Annotated in this window: 19 protein-coding genes; 18 read left to right on the plus strand and 1 reads right to left on the minus strand. The window is 50.3% G+C overall.

Annotated elements, in window-relative coordinates; all coding sequences use genetic code 11:
* The first annotated feature begins 272 nt into the window (after window positions 1-272).
* The 11 genes from K7P76_RS19670 to K7P76_RS19720 are packed head-to-tail and all read left to right on the plus strand — an operon-like array spanning window position 273 to window position 10,364.
* Complete coding sequence (locus K7P76_RS19670) at window positions 273-677, plus strand: hypothetical protein (RefSeq protein ID WP_232187019.1); 405 nt, start codon at window positions 273-275, stop codon at window positions 675-677.
* Window positions 623-1,417 carry a P-loop NTPase family protein gene (locus tag K7P76_RS19675; RefSeq protein ID WP_232187020.1) on the plus strand — a complete coding sequence of 265 codons (795 nt, stop codon included), beginning with the start codon at window positions 623-625 and terminating at the stop codon, window positions 1,415-1,417. Before K7P76_RS19670 ends, K7P76_RS19675 begins: the two co-directional genes overlap by 55 nt.
* Window positions 1,380-2,630 (plus strand): TadA family conjugal transfer-associated ATPase, encoded by a 1,251-nt coding sequence (locus tag K7P76_RS19680; protein ID WP_232187021.1) that lies wholly within the window; start codon window positions 1,380-1,382, stop codon window positions 2,628-2,630. Before K7P76_RS19675 ends, K7P76_RS19680 begins: the two co-directional genes overlap by 38 nt.
* The gene (locus K7P76_RS19685) at window positions 2,617-3,357 is read left to right on the plus strand and encodes a type II secretion system F family protein (RefSeq protein ID WP_232187022.1); all 741 of its coding nucleotides are present in this window, start codon (window positions 2,617-2,619) and stop codon (window positions 3,355-3,357) included. The genes K7P76_RS19680 and K7P76_RS19685 overlap by 14 nt, the downstream gene beginning before the upstream one ends.
* A complete protein-coding gene (locus tag K7P76_RS19690; protein ID WP_232187023.1) occupies window positions 3,354-4,196 on the plus strand; it encodes a type II secretion system F family protein in 843 nt (280 codons plus the stop codon). Before K7P76_RS19685 ends, K7P76_RS19690 begins: the two co-directional genes overlap by 4 nt.
* 24 nt (window positions 4,197-4,220) lie before the next feature.
* A complete protein-coding gene (locus K7P76_RS19695; RefSeq protein ID WP_232187024.1) occupies window positions 4,221-4,418 on the plus strand; it encodes a Flp1 family type IVb pilin in 198 nt (65 codons plus the stop codon).
* Complete coding sequence (locus K7P76_RS19700; RefSeq protein WP_232187025.1) at window positions 4,415-5,122, plus strand: hypothetical protein; 708 nt, start codon at window positions 4,415-4,417, stop codon at window positions 5,120-5,122. The genes K7P76_RS19695 and K7P76_RS19700 overlap by 4 nt, the downstream gene beginning before the upstream one ends.
* Before the next feature lie 10 nt (window positions 5,123-5,132).
* Window positions 5,133-7,358, plus strand: coding sequence for a hypothetical protein (locus K7P76_RS19705; RefSeq protein ID WP_232187026.1), 2,226 nt, complete (start codon window positions 5,133-5,135; stop codon window positions 7,356-7,358).
* Entirely contained in the window at window positions 7,321-8,292 is a 972-nt protein-coding gene (locus K7P76_RS19710; RefSeq protein ID WP_232187027.1) for a TadE family protein, read from the plus strand. The genes K7P76_RS19705 and K7P76_RS19710 overlap by 38 nt, the downstream gene beginning before the upstream one ends.
* Window positions 8,289-8,774: an A24 family peptidase gene (locus tag K7P76_RS19715; protein WP_232187028.1), complete on the plus strand. Its 486-nt coding sequence runs from the start codon at window positions 8,289-8,291 to the stop codon at window positions 8,772-8,774. Before K7P76_RS19710 ends, K7P76_RS19715 begins: the two co-directional genes overlap by 4 nt.
* A 9-nt stretch (window positions 8,775-8,783) precedes the next feature.
* The gene (locus tag K7P76_RS19720; RefSeq protein WP_232187029.1) at window positions 8,784-10,364 is read left to right on the plus strand and encodes a DUF6382 domain-containing protein; all 1,581 of its coding nucleotides are present in this window, start codon (window positions 8,784-8,786) and stop codon (window positions 10,362-10,364) included.
* A gap of 5 nt (window positions 10,365-10,369) precedes the next feature.
* On the opposite strand, the gene K7P76_RS19725 is transcribed toward K7P76_RS19720, so the two are convergent.
* A complete protein-coding gene (locus K7P76_RS19725) occupies window positions 10,370-11,227 on the minus strand; it encodes an AraC family transcriptional regulator (protein WP_232187030.1) in 858 nt (285 codons plus the stop codon).
* 137 nt (window positions 11,228-11,364) lie between these two features.
* Here K7P76_RS19725 and nagA point away from each other — a divergent pair, with 137 nt between their 5' ends.
* The 7 genes from nagA to K7P76_RS19760 all read left to right on the plus strand — a co-directional run bounded on the left by nagA (window position 11,365) and on the right by K7P76_RS19760 (window position 17,050).
* Window positions 11,365-12,513: an N-acetylglucosamine-6-phosphate deacetylase gene (gene nagA, locus K7P76_RS19730; protein WP_232187031.1), complete on the plus strand. Its 1,149-nt coding sequence runs from the start codon at window positions 11,365-11,367 to the stop codon at window positions 12,511-12,513.
* A gap of 28 nt (window positions 12,514-12,541) precedes the next feature.
* Window positions 12,542-13,270 (plus strand): glucosamine-6-phosphate deaminase, encoded by a 729-nt coding sequence (locus K7P76_RS19735; protein ID WP_232187032.1) that lies wholly within the window; start codon window positions 12,542-12,544, stop codon window positions 13,268-13,270.
* 174 nt (window positions 13,271-13,444) lie between these two features.
* On the plus strand, window positions 13,445-14,209 hold the full coding sequence (locus tag K7P76_RS19740; protein ID WP_232187033.1) for an IclR family transcriptional regulator: 765 nt from the start codon (window positions 13,445-13,447) through the stop codon (window positions 14,207-14,209).
* A 174-nt stretch (window positions 14,210-14,383) separates the two neighbouring features.
* Window positions 14,384-15,166 (plus strand): creatininase family protein, encoded by a 783-nt coding sequence (locus K7P76_RS19745; RefSeq protein ID WP_232187034.1) that lies wholly within the window; start codon window positions 14,384-14,386, stop codon window positions 15,164-15,166.
* Between the two features lie 19 nt (window positions 15,167-15,185).
* Window positions 15,186-15,578 carry a RidA family protein gene (locus K7P76_RS19750; protein ID WP_232187035.1) on the plus strand — a complete coding sequence of 131 codons (393 nt, stop codon included), beginning with the start codon at window positions 15,186-15,188 and terminating at the stop codon, window positions 15,576-15,578.
* Between the two features lie 18 nt (window positions 15,579-15,596).
* On the plus strand, window positions 15,597-16,199 hold the full coding sequence (locus K7P76_RS19755) for a carbohydrate-binding family 9-like protein (RefSeq protein ID WP_232187036.1): 603 nt from the start codon (window positions 15,597-15,599) through the stop codon (window positions 16,197-16,199).
* Window positions 16,200-16,216: 17 nt separating this feature from the next.
* Window positions 16,217-17,050, plus strand: coding sequence for an SMP-30/gluconolactonase/LRE family protein (locus K7P76_RS19760; RefSeq protein WP_232187037.1), 834 nt, complete (start codon window positions 16,217-16,219; stop codon window positions 17,048-17,050).
* Window positions 17,051-17,052 lie beyond the last annotated feature (2 nt).

Genomic DNA, 17,052 nt, shown 5'->3' on the forward strand with positions numbered 1-17,052 from the left:
CCCCAAAGATCTTCTCCACCACTAATACCTTCTTCATCTCTGCTCTGGTCAATGTCACTGTCTCCTGTCCCATAGTGACATTATCTCAGAACAGTTATAGGGTGACATTATCACAGCACAACAACATTTTGAAAGCGTACCGGTTGACGTAATTGGAAACTCATGGTATCGTATCGATACATTCAAAAAAGTTAAGCGGAAGCACCGCAAATTCTGGCGTTCATACGTCGGGGTTTGCGGTTTTTTGCATTTTCGGAAAGGGGTGCAAGGGGATGACGAAGAGAGTCGTATTGGCAGTACCGCAACGGGAATACGCAGCTAAGCTAGCCGAGTACATTCGGGACGAAGAGCCGGGATGGGACATTGTATCTTTCACGCATGCAAGCGCATTGCGAAGGGAACTGCAGGATCCGAGGACAGTCGATCTGTTGATCGGACAGTCGGAGATGTTAAGAGAAGTGGCATCGTTATGCGGCAAAATCGGTAAAATCATGGCGTTAGTCAAAGAGAAAGGGAAGGGCGGCGGCGAGTGGCAAGAAATCATTCAATATCAACCGTTACCCGCTTTACTTTCGGGAATAAGGGGAGGTTTGTTAGGTCCCGCGGATGCTCCCCTTTCAGGATGCCAAGTACTGACTGTTTCTCGGCATCGGGTGGAACAGGCAAAACGACGTTAGCCTTGAACTTAATCCGCCAAGCAGGGGAACGGAGCCTGCGGACCTTTTACTTAAACATGGAAGCGCTGAATGCGACTTCCTTGTTGTTCGGCAAGGGCGAGCCGGATAGCTTATCGCGATTGCTATATAGCCTGCAGGTGCACCCCGATCGCTGGGGAGAGCAATTGGAGCAGCTTTGCCGCCATCAGCCTCAGCTGCGGACTGATTTCCTGGATGCACCGGATCATCCCGGAGAACGTTTAGCTCTAACCGCCGAGCTCTTGATGACGCTGTTGGAAAAACTTCGAAATACGGGGCGTTACGATCTGATCGTGGTCGATCCGGACTCGGGAGCGGGAGAATGGCATCGCGGGTTAATACAGGCAAGCGACAAGGTTTTATGGCTTGCGATTGATGATGCCCAGTCGCTCATGAAGACAAACAAATTGCTTCATCATTGGCAGACACATATCGGAGAAGACATTAAGAAGCTTACGTTCATTATGAATAAAGGACATGGAGGCGGAATGGTCAACCGATGGGAGTTGCCGGGCTTAGCTCCTACGGCAATTTTACCCTACATTCCCCAATGGAAGGCGGTGGATCAACCGGGCCGGCTGCTTGGTGCCCCGGCATTCTCCGGAGCAGTGGAGCAACTGTTGGATCAATTGGGAATTGGCGTAGTAAGCGTACCAAGTACCAGACGGAGAAGGGAGGAAGGGCATGGCAATCAGCGGACTCACGTTAGGGGAGCTGGCTGAATTAAGGGAGGCTGTCCGATCAAGGCTATCCTGGGACAGCGCCGTATCGGATGATGAGTTGCAGATGCTAATTGAGAACGAGTTATTCCGTAGAGAACGAACGCGTCAGATGACTGCGGGAGAGCGTAAATCCGCGGTTACTCGACTATTTCATTCCTTCCGCGGCTTGGATGCTTTGCAGCCTTTACTGGAAGATAACGAAATAACGGAGATAATGATCAATTCCCATAATGAAATTTATATCGAGAGACGTGGAGAGCTCCAAACCGTTAATCTCGGATTTGAAAGCTCCGAAAGATTGGAGGACCTGATCCAAAGCATGGTTGGCCGAGTGAATCGCATCGTGAACGAAGCTTCTCCCATTGTGGATGCGCGTTTGCCGGATGGCTCTAGAGTCCATGTTGTTTTGCCGCCTATCGCTTTGAAGGGGCCAACCGTCACGATCCGCCGTTTCCCGCAGAACCCGCTTGGGATGAAGGATTTGCTGGAGATGGAAGCCCTATCGCCTGAAGCTGCGGAATTTCTTAGTCGGATGGTTGCGGCTAAATATAACTTGTTCATTAGCGGAGGAACAGGCTCGGGAAAGACGACGTTCCTCAATGCGCTTAGCCAGTGGATCCCGTCGGATGAACGGGTCATTACGATCGAAGATGCGGCCGAGCTGCAAATACGCGGGGTTCCTAATTTAGTCTCGTTAGAAACGCGCAACGCGAATAGCGAGGGCAAAGGGCAGATCGGCATTCGCGAGCTGATTCGCGCATCGCTGCGCATGCGTCCTAATCGAATCATTGTCGGAGAAGTTCGGGGTGCGGAGGCGCTCGATATGCTGCAGGCGATGAATTCCGGCCATGAGGGAAGCCTCTCAACGGGGCACTCGAATGGAGCGAGGGATATGATTTCCCGGCTGGAGACGATGGTGCTTAGCGGAGCGGACTTGCCTGTAGCGGTCGTTCGGCAGCAGATTGCGTCAGCGGTAGATATCATAATTCATTTGAGCCGTTTCCGTGATTCGACGCGTCGGGTAGCGGAAATTTGCGAAGTCACGGGAATCCGTGACGGTGAAGTCGAGCTGAGCACGTTGTTCCGTTTCGAAGAAGAAACGGAATCGGAAGGGCGGATCGTCGGTCGGCTGATTCAGCTTGAACAGCTCCGAGATACGCGCAAGCTGCGGGATGCGGGGATATTCAGGGGGTCTGCCGATGCCGGACTATAGCCATTATCGTCTGAACAAATACGAGAAGCTGTGGGCGATCGGCGTTGGGTGTACTTTCTGCTTCATGGCGATTTGGCTAATGTACCGGCACTACTTTATCGCATTCGCAGCGGCTCCAATTGGTTTGTTATATCCACGACGGTATGCGAAGGTATTGTGCGGTAAACGCCGAGATAAGCTGCGGCAACAATTCAAAGAAGCGCTTCAGGCGTTGTCTTCGCTTCTCTCGGCGGGCAGAGCGGTTGAGAACGCGTTTATGTCGCTGGAGAATGATTTGGTCCTTCTCATCGGAGATTCTCGATCTGACTTGATCATGGAATTAAGGGCCATTACGAATCGAATGGGCAATGGGGAAACGCTTGAGGCAACCTTGCAGGATTTTGCGCAACGCTCGGATTTGGAGGAGGTGAGGAACTTCGCCGACGTAATTACGATTTGCAAAAGAGCGGGAGGAGATTTGGTCGAAGTTGTCCGAAGAACCTCGCAGCTTATTGGCGAGAAAATGGAGGTTGAGCTTGAGGTTTCCGTTCTCGTTTCCCAGAAGAAATTCGAGTCGCGGATTATGATGGGGATGCCTTTCGTCTTCGTCGGAGTTCTCGGATTTATTGCAGGGGATTATATGGAACCTTTGCACGAAGGGATGGGACTCATTCTGTTAACGGTATGCTTGCTTCTATTGTTGGTCTGCAACTGGTGGATGTTTCGGATCATGGATATCAAGCTATGAGCGCTTGGTTGTTACGGGCAATTGTAGCGGGATTGTTTGTTTTATATGCAGGACTGGCGGTTCAGACGCTACGCACGAAAAGGAGTAGCCCGCCTCGTCTTCATATCGATCCTTTCGTCGCCCTCCTCTTATATCGTCCGCTTTTAGAGAGAGTACAGCCTATGCTGCAAAGGCAGAGAATTTCACTGGCTTTATTGCACGGCGGAGTTTGCGATCGCGAGAGGTTGCTCGGCTGGGCTGCCGAAAGTCTAGGCCTTTCTTATATCGTATTGCTGCTTTCTGGTGTACTCGCCGTTATGGCCGGTAATTCTTCATTGTTTTTCATGGGTATCGTTATTGCGTGCTGCCTTCCGGTATTACGAGCCAAAGAGCTGAAGAGAAAGGTGGATACACGTCGTCTGAGCATCGTGATGGAACTTCCCGAGTTGCTTAGCCGACTGCTGTTAATGGTTAATGCAGGCGAGAATGTGATGCGGGCGTTGGCCCGTTCGATTGAACAGAAGCAAGGTGACGGGAATCCCCTATATGTTGAGTTAAGCGCAGCTATGGAGAGGATGAAACGAGGAGAAAGTTTATCCGTCGCCCTAGAAGAAATGGGCCGCAGATGCGCAGTGCCGGAGGTGAAATTGTTCGCTACAACGCTCTTGATTAACGCGCGAAGAGGGGGAGAAGCCTTCGTTCCGGCATTAAGGGAGCTAACCCGGCAAATGTGGGATAAAAGGAAAGCGATCGCCCGTACGCTAGGTGAACAAGCTTCCTCGCGCCTCGCTTTTCCGCTTGCGATCGTATTTTTGCTGATCATGGTATTAGTCGGGGCACCAACGATGCTGATGATGTAAATTTGTTAGAGAGGATGAACTAAGATGACGAACTTGTTTCAATTGGGAGTAAGGGCAATAGGCTCATTATGGAGAGACGAGAAAGGGATCGGAACGCTGGAAATCGTACTCATCGCGGCAGTGTTGATAATGGTCGCGCTATTTTTCAAGGACTGGATTATGGACTTTCTTGGAAGCCTGATGGACTCCGTTGAAGGCAAAGCAAACACCATATTCAAATGAAAAATGATATGGACGATATTCGATCGGATAAGGATGGTTTGTGGGGAAACAGAGAGGGCTCGATTTCCTTGGAAGCATCGATGGTGTTCCCTTGGGTTCTCATGATGACCTTTCTGTTGCTGTTGTTTTCCTTGTTCATCTCGCAGGGGGCCATACTCTACTACAGCAGTTCGATTACGGCGGAACGGACAGCATTCGTCTGGTCGAACTCGGGGAAGGACGCACTTACAGGTGCTTACCCTCAGGGTCAATACGATGGATTGTATTGGCGATTATTCGATGACAGCCTAGTCCAAGGATTATTCGGTTTGGCGTCAGGGAACTACAGCACGAGCATCGAGATTCGCCATGGAATGGAGGGAAGCCAAGGTTCGTCAGCGGAGGACAAGCTTAGGAAAATAGGATCCCAAACGGCCACAGTCCATCGTCTTGGGATAGGCGGCATAAGCTACCGTAACATCGGGGTTAAACGGGAAATCGAAGTGAATATGACAAGCGTGTGGCTTGCCAAGCCTCTGACTTGGTTACGCGGGGAGGATGCAGCAACAGCAGCAGTGGCCGCATTGGTCGTTGAGCCGACGGAGTTTCTACGTTCTTTCGATTTGGTTCGGTACTATGCCTCGAAGATGAAGGCGGCACCGGGCGGGGCTGCGGCTTGGCGCGATAAAGCAGGGGCTATTCTCCGAAAGCGCGGTCTTAAATGATTTTACTAAGATGGCGATGGAGGGATCAAAAATAAAGACGAAGGGTACGGCTGGTTCGGTATCGATCTATTTTATCGTCATGACCGCCGCTTTTGTTTTGCTTACGGCACTGCTTATCGACTTTGCTCGGGTAGCCGCATTTCGCAAGCAAGCGGAGCTGGCCGTTAAATCGGGTGTCCGGTCGGTACTCTCTTCCTATGATCCAGTTATTTACGATCGTTATGGATTGTTTATCAGAGGCGGGGAGTCCGCAAATGAGCTATTTCTGGAGACGTTAAAAGGGAATGCGGCCACTTTGGGCGATGGAGCATTTAACTTCCTGGACACCGAATGGGAGGAAACGGATGTCACGGAAAGTCGCCCGTTAGCTGCCCACGACGTATTCCGCAGACAAATACTAGAAGAAATGAAATATAAGGCTCCGATAGATTTAGCTCTTGAGATGGCCCAGCGTTTTCGCGGAGTGTCGGGGGCTATGAAAGAAGCGTCTGCAACGGTCGATCTCTTGGAAAGAATGCGCAAAGCTTACGATCGCCGCGAATCCGCATTGGATGAGGTTTTAGCTGCCCAACGTCGGTATGGGGAAAAAATTAAACGACTGCTTTCGCCGGAAGTTCCATATCCGCCAAGGCATCTCAGTCCAAGCGAGCCAGTGGGGGATGTCCGCACAATCGTAGATATCGCGGTTCAATATGAAGACTACGTGAGCAAACGGCAAGACGATGAAACGAGAAGAGAAGCCCAACGCCAGAGAGAGGAAGAGATTGGCGAAGCGGACGGTCCCCGCTATGAAGCTGAAGTTGCGGCTTATGAATCAGGAGCGGTTTCCTTGGCTTCTCGTTTAAGCGAAAGTTCGACTGCGATACGCGCGTTATCCGAGGTCGGCGGGGAAGAAGCGATTGAAGCTTACCTCAAGGCTAAGGAGGCCAACGATGAAATGCGGGCGATCGTTGAACAAGCCAAATCGGTGCCGCCCGCATCCTCCGACATCGAGTTTACGGAACCCGGATCAACCGTTGGCGCAAATCAGGTTGAATCTATGGCAGAACTTCGAAAGACGGCTGAGGAGCTTATTCTAGATGAACGGTTTTTCGAGGAATACGATGCGGAAATCAGGCATCAGCAAGCACAAGGACAATTGCTTGCTGGCGAGGCTGCGGCCTTTTCCTCACTTGCCTCCTCCGTGCCTGGATCCACCGGAAGAGGAGAGGCTGTGCGCAGTGGAGTTGATCATTTGCAGAGCACTTATTCCGAATATGTTCGTGACTATGGTCCGAACGGTTCGGTCTGTTCTAATAGGGCAGCGACTCTGCAAGCTCATCGATCCTACGATCGGGAACGCAAGCAGGAGGAGCAAAAAGCCAAGTTAGCCTGGGGCGGCGCGACTCATTTCATGGGGACATTAGCAGGAGTATCCGGTTCTGAGGAAGAGAAGGCGGATTTCGAGCAAGTGGGTAAGCTCTATCAAAGCAACAGGGAGTGGAATCAGACCGAGGAGGAACAAGCCAAAGCTGAGTCCAAGAATGATCCGTCCGAGGGAAGGGACGAAGCGATGTCCGCATCCAATCGTTTAATGGATATTCTCCAAGGCTCATTATCAGGTGCCAGAGACCAGTTTTATTTCTCGGAATATACGATATCAAGGCTGTCTCATTACGATCCGGTTCTCGTTAAGGAGATGCTGCACGGAGGAGAAGCGCCGCTTCATATCGATCAACAGGAAGCGGAATATATTTTGTATGGGTTGAATAACCCTTCGGCGAATATAGCTGCCGCATATGGCGAGGTATTTGCTTTTCGTTTGGCCATACGGACGATGGAAGGTCTTATTGAATGCCGTACGATGGGACATCCGCTTCTCGTGTTGGCTGCAGCGCTAGTCTATGGTATTCGTAACGCTCTGCTGGATCTGAATCTTTTGGTAGAGAAAGGGACGGTTCAACTTTCCAAATATATTAAAGTAGATACCGTTTATACCGATTATTTGAGGCTGTTTATGCTTACTCATGGCGGCTCCGCCAACCATCTTGCAAGAATGATAGCGGTAATGGAGCACGCTTCCGGGTTGTCCTTTCGCGGAGCTTATACTTATGCGAGCGGGGAAGGAACGGCTTCCGTAAAATTGTGGTTTTTCCCTGGTTTGCTGAAGGTAATGGAAAGGTACGGCAATTTAGGAGGAACGGTAAAGGGGAACCGTTATGAAGCAACATATACCGCCGATAGCTCCTACCAATAAAAGCAGACATTCCATATTCGCGGCGGGCGGCGGAGTAACATTGGAAACGGCGTTAGTGATGCCGATCTTCTTGATGTTTGTTTTTTTCTTGATTTTCATCGTTCAAACAGCCGTCATTTCAATGGCTTTGCACGGAGCGCTGTCTCAAACCGCACGACAAGCTGCATCTGCTTGGTATCCTATTTCTCTTGGAGTAGAGCAAGCAAGAGCCTCCGAAGTTATCCAACAAGTCGAACATTGGAATGACAAATGGCAAAAGGTTGGCGAAACCGTTAACGAGTACGGAAATTGGTTACCTTCCCCGATGAAGGAATGGGCAGAGCAAGCTGCGAGCGGTTCTTTTTCGTTGGAGCAGCAATCTGCCAAGTTCGCTTTCAGCCAGCTAATGGGGCAATTTGTTGATCAACGCGTACTGGATGCCAACAGAATAACCGTATCTTCGGTAGGTTTGCCTGATGATGAAGATAAGAATAATGCCTATTTAACTCTTGAAGCCGAATACGTTCTGCCTTACCAAGTCCCTTTACTGGGCCGTAAGCTGGTGCTTCGCGAATCCGCTCGGGAGCGGGTATGGATAGGCGGCAGTCCCTCCATATCCCGAATCGAGAAGGAGGGAAAGGAACCCTTTAACGTTACCTTCGTGTCGTTGGAACCTAATCCGGTTAAGCCGGGGCGCAAGGCGACGCTTGTCATCAGAACGAAACCGGGTACAGTAGTTGATCTGTCCATTGTATACAAGAGCGGATTAAGCCAAGCGAAGCACTTGGGCAGCGCCAAGGCGGATGCATCGGGACTCGTATCCTGGACCTGGCATGTGTCGGGCAGGACTACCCCGGGGCAATGGAGCTTGCAGGTCGCGAATGCGGATGGCGGAGAGTGGCAGCAGTCGTTCCAAGTGGCAGGGAAAAGTTTGCCGAAGGAGGATGGGAAATGAAAATAGAGGTGCTGGTTGCGGTAAGCCTCTTGTTGATTTCGGCTTGCTGGACGGATTTAAGGCGAATGCAAATACCTAATGGATTAACGGTATTATTTGCCGTCGGAGGTTTTCTGTATCAACTATTCATTCACGGGATGGCTGGATTGTGGTGGGCGTTGGGCGGCGTGTTAACAGGCATGGTCCCTCTATTCGTCATGAACCGTTTCGGGGGAATCGGAGGCGGGGACGTCAAGTGGTTCGGGGCGTTCGGAAGCTGGATGGGCGCATTATTAACGTTGGAGCTTCTCGTAATCTCGATTCTTTTTGCCGGAGGAATCGCGGTTGCGCTGTTGTTGCTCCGACTTCCGGGTTTGCAGGCGATAGGGAAACGGTTGAAGTGGCCTTGGGGTCCCCATCCGTTAACGATTGGGAGAGGGGCGAGATTTCCTTTTATGCTGGCGGTTGCTCCAGGGTTCATTACCTTATTGGGGAAAGGGTAGGGATAACATATGGAACCTTTAATAATCCGGTATGAGCAGAAGAGAGGGCATGTCATGGTTGTGGAGCGTAATCCTCCAGTATCGCGTGACGAGTTAAACGAAACCCAACTGCAGATGTTGAAAATGTGCGATATTCCCGGGTTGCTTCCGCTTGAGACGGAAGAATGCGATGGGCAGCTTTCGCTCAGGTATACTTTGTCGGGGACCCGCATGCTGTCGGAGGCGTTGAGAACGTCGAATTGGTCGATGAGCGAAATGATGGGGGCATTGTGCCGGCTCGCGGAAGTGCTTGAGGAATGCAGGTTATATTTGCTCGATGCGGATCGGATTAGGCTGCACGATGAGTTCATATTCGTAGGCGACGAATGGAATGATTTGAAGTTTACGTATATTCCGATCGACATGCCGACGCTTCATAGGGCGGATGATTTGGAGCGTCTTATTATCCGTTGGGTAATGAAGGTTAAAGAACCGGACGGACAGGCTATGCAAGCGATATTGCGGCTTGTAGCATCCACAGGCTTTATGCCGATCACTCTTAGCCGTTATGCAAGAAAGTACTTAGCCGGTACGCTTAATGAAAGAAGCTCGATATCGCTCCAGACTCCAGTACCGGCGCTGCCATCGACTATGCCAACCGAATCCAATTCAGTCCACACGGCCAAGCCTTCACGCGCTTGGGAACTATTCGGTCCGCCTTCGGGTGACCCCCATTCCCATTCGGAGTTGTTGGGAGACGACTCGGCGCCGAGACAAAGCCGAATGCATATGTATGGGACAAAGCAAGCTCCAGCGGATACAGAACTTGACGCTAAACCAATGGATATTGGCCGTTGGCGAATCATCGTCGCGTGTTTTGGTTTATTCCTTCTGGCATTGGGTTGGAGATTCATATACATGGATCAACCGAGCCAGCAAAAATTACTTTATTGCCTATGTTTAACTTTAATGATCGGTGCCGGCGTAATTCTCTTATGGAATGGCTTGCCTCAATGGGCCAAAAGGAGGCACCATGCTCAACCTCAAGTAGAAAGGCCTCAGAGTGGCGATCTATTCGATCCGATAGGAGATAACGAGGAAATAGACAATAGAGAGCTGGGGGCGAGCCCGAGATTCCCGAATGCTCTCACCGCGTCGCAAAGGGTTCTATCTCCTACGGGTAATGCATCGACTCATTATCCGGAAGAAAAAGACGATAGCATTTCACATTCTCCCGAGACTTCATGGCTTCCAGCTCCGATTCATGACCAAACCGCTTTGCTCGATAACTGCCGAGCTTCTCCAATCGAAGCCTGCTATTTGGTTTGGGAAACGAAGGGGGGCGCAAGCCGAATTCCTCTCCAAGGAAATTCGTTAGTCATCGGCCGATCCGCCGAGGCCGCGCAGCACGTCGATGAAACCGTGGGAATTTCTCGAGCGCATGCGGAGCTTGTGCGAGTATCCGAGCAATGGAAAGTGAAAGACCTCGGCTCAAGAAACGGCAGCCGACTGAATGACAAGCCAATGGCTCCTTATGAACTGTATGCCTTGCAAGAAGGCGATTGCCTAAAGCTGGCCAACTCGCAGTATCGATTTCAGCAATCGGAGTAATAGGTTCACTTCACAAAAATTTTCCGGTAACGCAGAGGATTCATTCCCACGGTCTTCTTGAATGTCCGGTTAAAATGGGCGAATTGTTCGAAACCGACTCTTTCCGATATTTCCGCAACTTTTTTGTCTGTTTCTTGCAGCAGTTTTTGCGCTTCACGGATGCGTATTAAGTTATGATAGCTTACTAGGCTGAAGCCGGTTACCTTCTTGAAGGTTCGACTAAGATAAGCCGGGCTCATGTCGAAGATTTCGGACAACTCAGAAAGAGGGAGCTTTTCTTGGTAGCAGGCGTTGATGTGTTTGACGACATCGGCGATTTTTCGATGCGTCGGACTTAGCGGGTCGTCGGTTACCGCTGCATCGCTATCCTTCAATCGGGAGGCGAACTGCAGGAGCTGCGCAAGGATAAGGCGAATCGACAATTCGAATCCGTCTTCTTTGCGTTCGATCTCGCTTATCATATTGCGGAACGAATCCTCAACGAACCACTGCTCGCGCGGCTTCAGCCGATATAAGTGGTTGCTTCTGCGAAATACATGCAGCAGTTCGGGCCGAAATAGCGGATGGCCGGATCCCAGAAAAGCATCGCTGAAATTCACAACAATTCTTTCATGCTGAGGGGATCCGAGCCCGGATGTTTTGTGGACGTCATACTTGTTGATGAACAAGAGATCGCCGGCTGCAATTGCGTAGGCGCTATCCTTAATAAAATAATTACGGCGCCCTGAGAGAAGGTAGTATATCTCATAGTTGCCGTGGAAATGGTTAGTTTTCTCATAAGGAGTCGTACGCATCACTTGTTGGATGTAAAAATCGCCCTCTTGCTCGCCATAGTCGAAGGCTTCAATTTCTCCGATCTGCATTGGATCACTCCATAACAAAATAGATCATATTTGGTGTCATTATAGCAAAATTGACCAATACAAGGAACTTATTTTGTCTTATGATAGATAGAAGAAAGATGGTTGTACAACGGATTAACCGTGGAAGGAATATGCAGATGAAATGGCGGGGTATGAATACGGGAACGGGCTGCGCTGTGGAAGTAACAGCCCGCAACGGCATAATTACGGATATAAGCCAAGTTGAAGAAGCAGAGGGCATGGCGTGGATTTCACCGGGATGGATCGATTTGCAAGTCAACGGATTCGCCGGGTTCGATTTTAACGGCGACTCGGTGACGTCTGATGATGTTCTTGGCGTGTCCAAGGCTTTGCATTCAAAAGGGGTTACCGCATATTTGCCTACTGTCGTTACCGGTGATCACGATCAGATCAAAAGGTCTATGAAAATGATTGCGTCCGTCAAGAGGTCCGATTCTCCCGTTCGCGAATCGATTTACGGCATTCATTTGGAGGGACCCTATATCTCTTCGGAAGACGGACCGCGAGGAGCCCATCCCAAACAGCATGTCCGCAAACCGGACTGGGAGGAGTTCCTTCGGTTTCAGGATGCGGCGGACGGGCTCATTCGAATGGTGACGATCGCACCAGAGACGGAAGGCGCACTCTCCTTTATCGAAAAGTTGGTGAAACACGATATCATCGTGTGCATTGGTCATACGATGGCAAACGAACAACAATTGAAATCGGCGGTTGAAGCGGGAGCGACGGTCTCTACGCATCTGGGCAACGGCTCGCATACGATTCTCCCAAGGCACCCCAACTACATTTGGAGCCAATTAGCGGAAGACAGGCTATGGGCAACGTTCATTCCGGATGGCCATCATTTGCATCCTGCCGTGATCAAGGCCATGGTACGCGCAAAACGCGACAAAGCGATCCTCGTCAGCGACTGCGTCAAATTCGGAGGTATGCCGCCCGGACGATACCAAAGCGTCATCGGGGATGAAGTCGAGCTTCGGGAGGACGGACGACTGTCGACGGCAGCGAATCCGGACATACTGGCGGGATCGGCTTACTCGCTGGACAGAGGGATAACCGGTGCAATTCGTTACACGGATATGGATCTCCGAGAAGCGATTGAAGCGGTGACCGTTCGTCCTGGCAGAGCTTTGGGGGCTTCGAGTTTAGGTCGTCTTGAAGTGGGCTGCCCCGCTCAGTTGACCCTGTTTGATTATGATGAACAAACTTATGCCATCTCGGTACGGGAGACGGTTGTAGCCGGTTGTTCGGTTTACGCTCGATAATCTAATTGATAACTATGGAGGGATCACCATGCATTTACATGTTGCCGAAACAGCGGAACAATTGGGTAAAACGGCGGCGGACAAAGCGGCTGAGATCATTAACGGATGTATCGAGAAACAAGGAGCCGCCCGGATTATTTTATCCACCGGCGCATCGCAATTTCCTTTTTTAGAGGCGCTCGCCAAGAAACAGGTGGATTGGAGCAAGGTCGAGATGTTTCATCTCGACGAATATGTCGGGCTACCGGAGTCGCATCCCGCGAGTTTTCGAAAATATTTACGCGAACGGTTTCTGTCCTACGCCCCGGTTAAGAAAGCTTATTTGGTTAACGGGGAAGGAGATGTCGCAAGAAATATTGCGGATCTGACAGAAGAAATCAATCGGTCGCCGATCGATCTAGCCCTCATTGGTATCGGAGAAAACGCGCACATTGCATTCAACGATCCTCCGGCGGATTTTGATACAACTGCAGCTTATAAGATTGTCGAATTGGATGAAGCATGCAAAAGACAGCAGGTGGGCGAGAGGTGGTTCGACTCTATCAATCAGGTTCCCGCACAGGCAATTACGATGACGGTAAGAAAAATTATGGAAAGCACCACGATTATTTCCTGCGTTCCCCACGAAGTGAAAGCGAACGCGATCAAGCGGACTTTGAATGAGGAGATTTCCCGCGAAGTTCCTGCTTCGATATTGAAAACCCATAGCGACTGGTGGTTGTATTTGGACGTTTCTTCCGCTTCCCAATTGAAGTGATTAACCCGTTCAAGAACGGGTTTGAAAGGTTGTGACCGCGTTGTCGGAAACGAAGGACGTGTCTTCTTCATCGGGCTCATCCTAGCGTCATCCATTGGGCTTAAATTGATTTCATGATACAATTACCCCATAAATTCATAGGAATGAATTTATTTCAATTAAGGGGCGATTGGATTGAAACAACCGACACATAAAGTGAAATCCGCTGATCGGGTGCTTGATATATTCGAATTATTTACCGTCGGTCAAGATTCCTACAGCTTAACGGAGATATCGAAATTACTGAACATGCCGTCGAGCAGCACGTACCTTATCCTGCAAAATATGCTTAACCGGGGATATCTGGAAGTGGATAAATCAGGCAAACAATTCAAGATTGGATACAAGCTGTTTATGCTCCGCAGCCGATACAGCCAGGGTACGAGCTTGAGCGACGAATTTTACCGGATTGCGGAGAAAATGATTGCCCAGCTTAACGAAACCGTGAACCTGTCTATCAGGGTCGGGAATGAGCTTCGTTATATCGGAGAAAAGACGAGCACGAATGCGCTGCGTTATACGCCTAATCTGGGGGAATCCTTCCCGCTCCACGCGACCGCCTCCGGTAAAATCTTGCTCGCCACATTAACGGTGGAACAATTGCGCGAAATTTACCCGTCTGATCAATTGGAGCAGGTTACGGACAGAACGATAAGTTCATTTGATGATTTGTTAATTGAGCTTGAGAAGGTCAAAGCTTCGGGATATGGATACAATAGGGGCGAGACGGTGACAGGAGTCACTTGCGTGGCCGGTGCGGTATTGGATGGGAACAATAAGGTAGCTGCCGCCATCAGTATTTCAATCCCGGACGTTCGCGTCACAGAAGAGTCATGGTCAATCATTCATCATTCGATCAAGAGTGCGTGTGAAGAGCTAAGCCAGAAGGTGTATTCCTAATATTAGAGTCGCTTATTGAGAAGTGGCTCTTTTTTTCGCCTTATGCACTAATATTCGCATATATATGAAATAGCTTCTTAAATATAAATAAAACGTTGACAAGGAATAGACGCAAAACTATGATTAATTCTGAAAACGTCTCGCATATGTGAAATGGAAAGGTGATTTTCTAATATGAATGAAATTTATATGCATTATTTGACCCGGGAAGAGGTTTCACGCAGGGCAAGCAGCGGATACGCCATAGTCGTTCCACTTGCGGCAACCGAGCAGCATGGCCCCCATCTGCCCGTGTTTACCGACAGCTTGATATGCGATCATGTCGTATCCGGGGCGGTACGCAAAGCGGCCGAAACGGTGCAGGTGCTAATGGCGCCCGTAATGACGATCGGCTGTTCCCAGCACCACCTTTCGTTCGGAGGGACGCTGTCGTTTACTTCCCTGACTTATATGCAGATGCTTCGCGATATCGGGGAGAGTCTCGTTACGGACGGTTTCAAAAAGATTATTTTCGTTAACGCGCACGGGGGAAATGAACCGATTATGGTTCAGACCGTAAACGATCTGGCGGTGAAGCATCCCATCTGGGTGGCGTCCACGGCTTACTGGAGCGTTGCTCGCGAAGCGATGAATGAGCTGAATGCGGCGGAGCTCGGAATGGTGCCTGGGCATGCGGGAGGTTTCGAAACGGCGGCCGTCCTGGCGCTGAAACCCGAACTGGTAAGAACCGAGCTAATGCAGACGACCCATGTGAGCAGGGAATGGATCAACTCGGGTGTCCCCGGAACCTTCATTGGAAGGCATGGGGAATTGACCGGGTACGACGGGTATACGGATGCTCCGCATAAAGCAACGGCTGAAGCCGGGCGCATCTATCTGGATGCCATCACGAATTGCGTAGCGGATTGGTTGGTCAGCACGGTTAAAGCAATGGATAAGGGAACTGCAGCTATATAGATATTAGGGAGGAATAAGTTTGAAGAAAAAACCGATTACGCCGGAAAAGATTGCCGCATTGCCCTTTTCCCATGCTTATGTAACGGATAACTGCGTATATGTCTCCGGTCAAGCCGGGCTTAACCTTGCCACGGGTGAGATCGTGGGACCGGACATCCAGTCGCAAACGATAGCTACAATGGAGAATATCCGCGATATTTTGGCGCAGAAAGGGTTGGGGTTAGAGCACATTGCGAAGGTGAATGTCTATCTGACGGATCGTGGGCTCTACCAAGCGTTCAATGAAACGTATCGTCAATTTTTCGAGGCGCCTTATCCCGCCCGAACGACCATTTATTGTGATTTGAACTACGATTTGCTGGTTGAGATCGATGCGATCGCAGTACGCCGGCCGTCTGACATGGCGATTTAGAAGAAACGGGGAATTCGCGTGACTAATGATCGAGAAAAGATGATATGTCGGTTCGTAAACTATGAAGATTCGGTCTGGGAAGGCCTGCCCGCCGCAGAACTCGTAGACGTCAATACAGGCGGGCCGGTTCAGGAAGAAACTAAGGTGAAGGTTTGCTGGGATGAATCCGCACTGTATGTCCGCTTTGAATGCAAGGACGATTACGTGGTTTCCAAGTTCCTCAATCACGACGATCCGTTGTACGAGGAGGACGTCGTTGAAGTATTTATCGACGAAGCCGGGGAAGGATCCCATTATATTGAGTTGGAACTCAGCCCGTTTAATGTGCTGTTCGATGCCAAGATCGATAATGACGGCGAGAACTATATCGTACATACGGATTGGCATGCGGAAGGAATTCAAACCAATGTCGTATCGGATGGAAAACTAGCAATCTATGATCTGCGAATCCCGTTTGACCTTTTTCAGAAGAAACCCGCTATCGGTACGGCATGGCGGATCAACTTCTACCGGATCGATGATGACCGCAGCGGAGTGAGGCATTTTCAGGCATGGTCGCCGACCTGGAATGGAGACTATCATACGCCTTCCCGTTTCGGCACTCTGGTGTTCGATAGATAATCGCGGAGGCGCTTAATATGGATCATTTCGTAATTGAGAGAGTTACAGAACCCCACACTTTCACGGCGGGCATTGAAGGACCGGCATGTGACAGCGATGGAAATATCTACGCGGTCAACTTTGGCGTACAAGGCACGATCGGCAAAGTCACTCCCCAAGGAGAAGGAAGCGTCTTTGTGGAGCTATCCGGGGGCAGCGTCGGCAACGGGATCCGGTTTAACAGGGCCGGGGAGATGTTCATTGCCGACTATGTGAATCATAACGTTCTCAGGGTGGATATGCGCACGAAAGAGATCAAGGTTCACGCCCATGAGCCGCGTATGCATCAGCCGAACGATATTTGCATCACGCGTGATGGAGTTATTTTTGCCAGCGATCCTGATTGGGGAACGGGTAAAGGGCAAATGTGGCGGGTTAACAAAGACGGAACTACGAAGCTGTTGGAAGCCGACATGGGGACGACGAACGGAATCGAAGTAAGCCCTGACGAGAAAATATTGTATGTCAACGAATCCGTGCAGCGCAAGATTTGGGCCTATACGTTGGACGGGAATATGGAAGTAAGCGACAAGCGGCTGCTGATCGAATTTCCGGATTATTCGCTGGACGGAATGCGCTGCGATATGGAAGGGAACCTATACGTGACCCGCTTCGGCAAAGGGGTGATCGCCAAGATTTCGCCCCAAGGAGAAGTGCTGCGGGAAATTCCGCTGGAAGGGAAAGACTGCACGAACTTGACGTTCGGAGGACCGGAAGGCAGGCACTGCTATGTGACGGTTTCCGATCTTGGGAACATTCAGTCGTTTGTTGCCGATAGTCCGGGCAGATGTTGGGGAATGTGGCGCGAATAGCG

Origin of the sequence: Cohnella silvisoli (assembly GCF_021190915.1) — a bacterium.
GTDB lineage: Bacteria > Bacillota > Bacilli > Paenibacillales > Paenibacillaceae > Cohnella > Cohnella silvisoli.

What these genes read in the sequence shown, in the direction of transcription:
- K7P76_RS19670 (WP_232187019.1), top strand. Translation starts at nt 273, where the DNA reads ATGACGAAGAGAGTCGTATTGGCAGTACCGCAACGGGAATACGCAGCT.
- K7P76_RS19675 (WP_232187020.1), top strand. Translation starts at nt 623, where the DNA reads ATGCCAAGTACTGACTGTTTCTCGGCATCGGGTGGAACAGGCAAAACG.
- K7P76_RS19720 (WP_232187029.1), top strand. Translation starts at nt 8,784, where the DNA reads ATGGAACCTTTAATAATCCGGTATGAGCAGAAGAGAGGGCATGTCATG.
- K7P76_RS19680 (WP_232187021.1), top strand. Translation starts at nt 1,380, where the DNA reads ATGGCAATCAGCGGACTCACGTTAGGGGAGCTGGCTGAATTAAGGGAG.
- K7P76_RS19695 (WP_232187024.1), top strand. Translation starts at nt 4,221, where the DNA reads ATGACGAACTTGTTTCAATTGGGAGTAAGGGCAATAGGCTCATTATGG.
- K7P76_RS19700 (WP_232187025.1), top strand. Translation starts at nt 4,415, where the DNA reads ATGAAAAATGATATGGACGATATTCGATCGGATAAGGATGGTTTGTGG.
- nagA (WP_232187031.1), top strand. Translation starts at nt 11,365, where the DNA reads ATGAAATGGCGGGGTATGAATACGGGAACGGGCTGCGCTGTGGAAGTA.
- K7P76_RS19685 (WP_232187022.1), top strand. Translation starts at nt 2,617, where the DNA reads ATGCCGGACTATAGCCATTATCGTCTGAACAAATACGAGAAGCTGTGG.
- K7P76_RS19705 (WP_232187026.1), top strand. Translation starts at nt 5,133, where the DNA reads ATGGCGATGGAGGGATCAAAAATAAAGACGAAGGGTACGGCTGGTTCG.
- K7P76_RS19710 (WP_232187027.1), top strand. Translation starts at nt 7,321, where the DNA reads ATGAAGCAACATATACCGCCGATAGCTCCTACCAATAAAAGCAGACAT.
- K7P76_RS19760 (WP_232187037.1), top strand. Translation starts at nt 16,217, where the DNA reads ATGGATCATTTCGTAATTGAGAGAGTTACAGAACCCCACACTTTCACG.
- K7P76_RS19745 (WP_232187034.1), top strand. Translation starts at nt 14,384, where the DNA reads ATGAATGAAATTTATATGCATTATTTGACCCGGGAAGAGGTTTCACGC.
- K7P76_RS19690 (WP_232187023.1), top strand. Translation starts at nt 3,354, where the DNA reads ATGAGCGCTTGGTTGTTACGGGCAATTGTAGCGGGATTGTTTGTTTTA.
- K7P76_RS19725 (WP_232187030.1), bottom strand. Translation starts at nt 11,227, where the DNA reads ATGCAGATCGGAGAAATTGAAGCCTTCGACTATGGCGAGCAAGAGGGC.
- K7P76_RS19715 (WP_232187028.1), top strand. Translation starts at nt 8,289, where the DNA reads ATGAAAATAGAGGTGCTGGTTGCGGTAAGCCTCTTGTTGATTTCGGCT.
- K7P76_RS19735 (WP_232187032.1), top strand. Translation starts at nt 12,542, where the DNA reads ATGCATTTACATGTTGCCGAAACAGCGGAACAATTGGGTAAAACGGCG.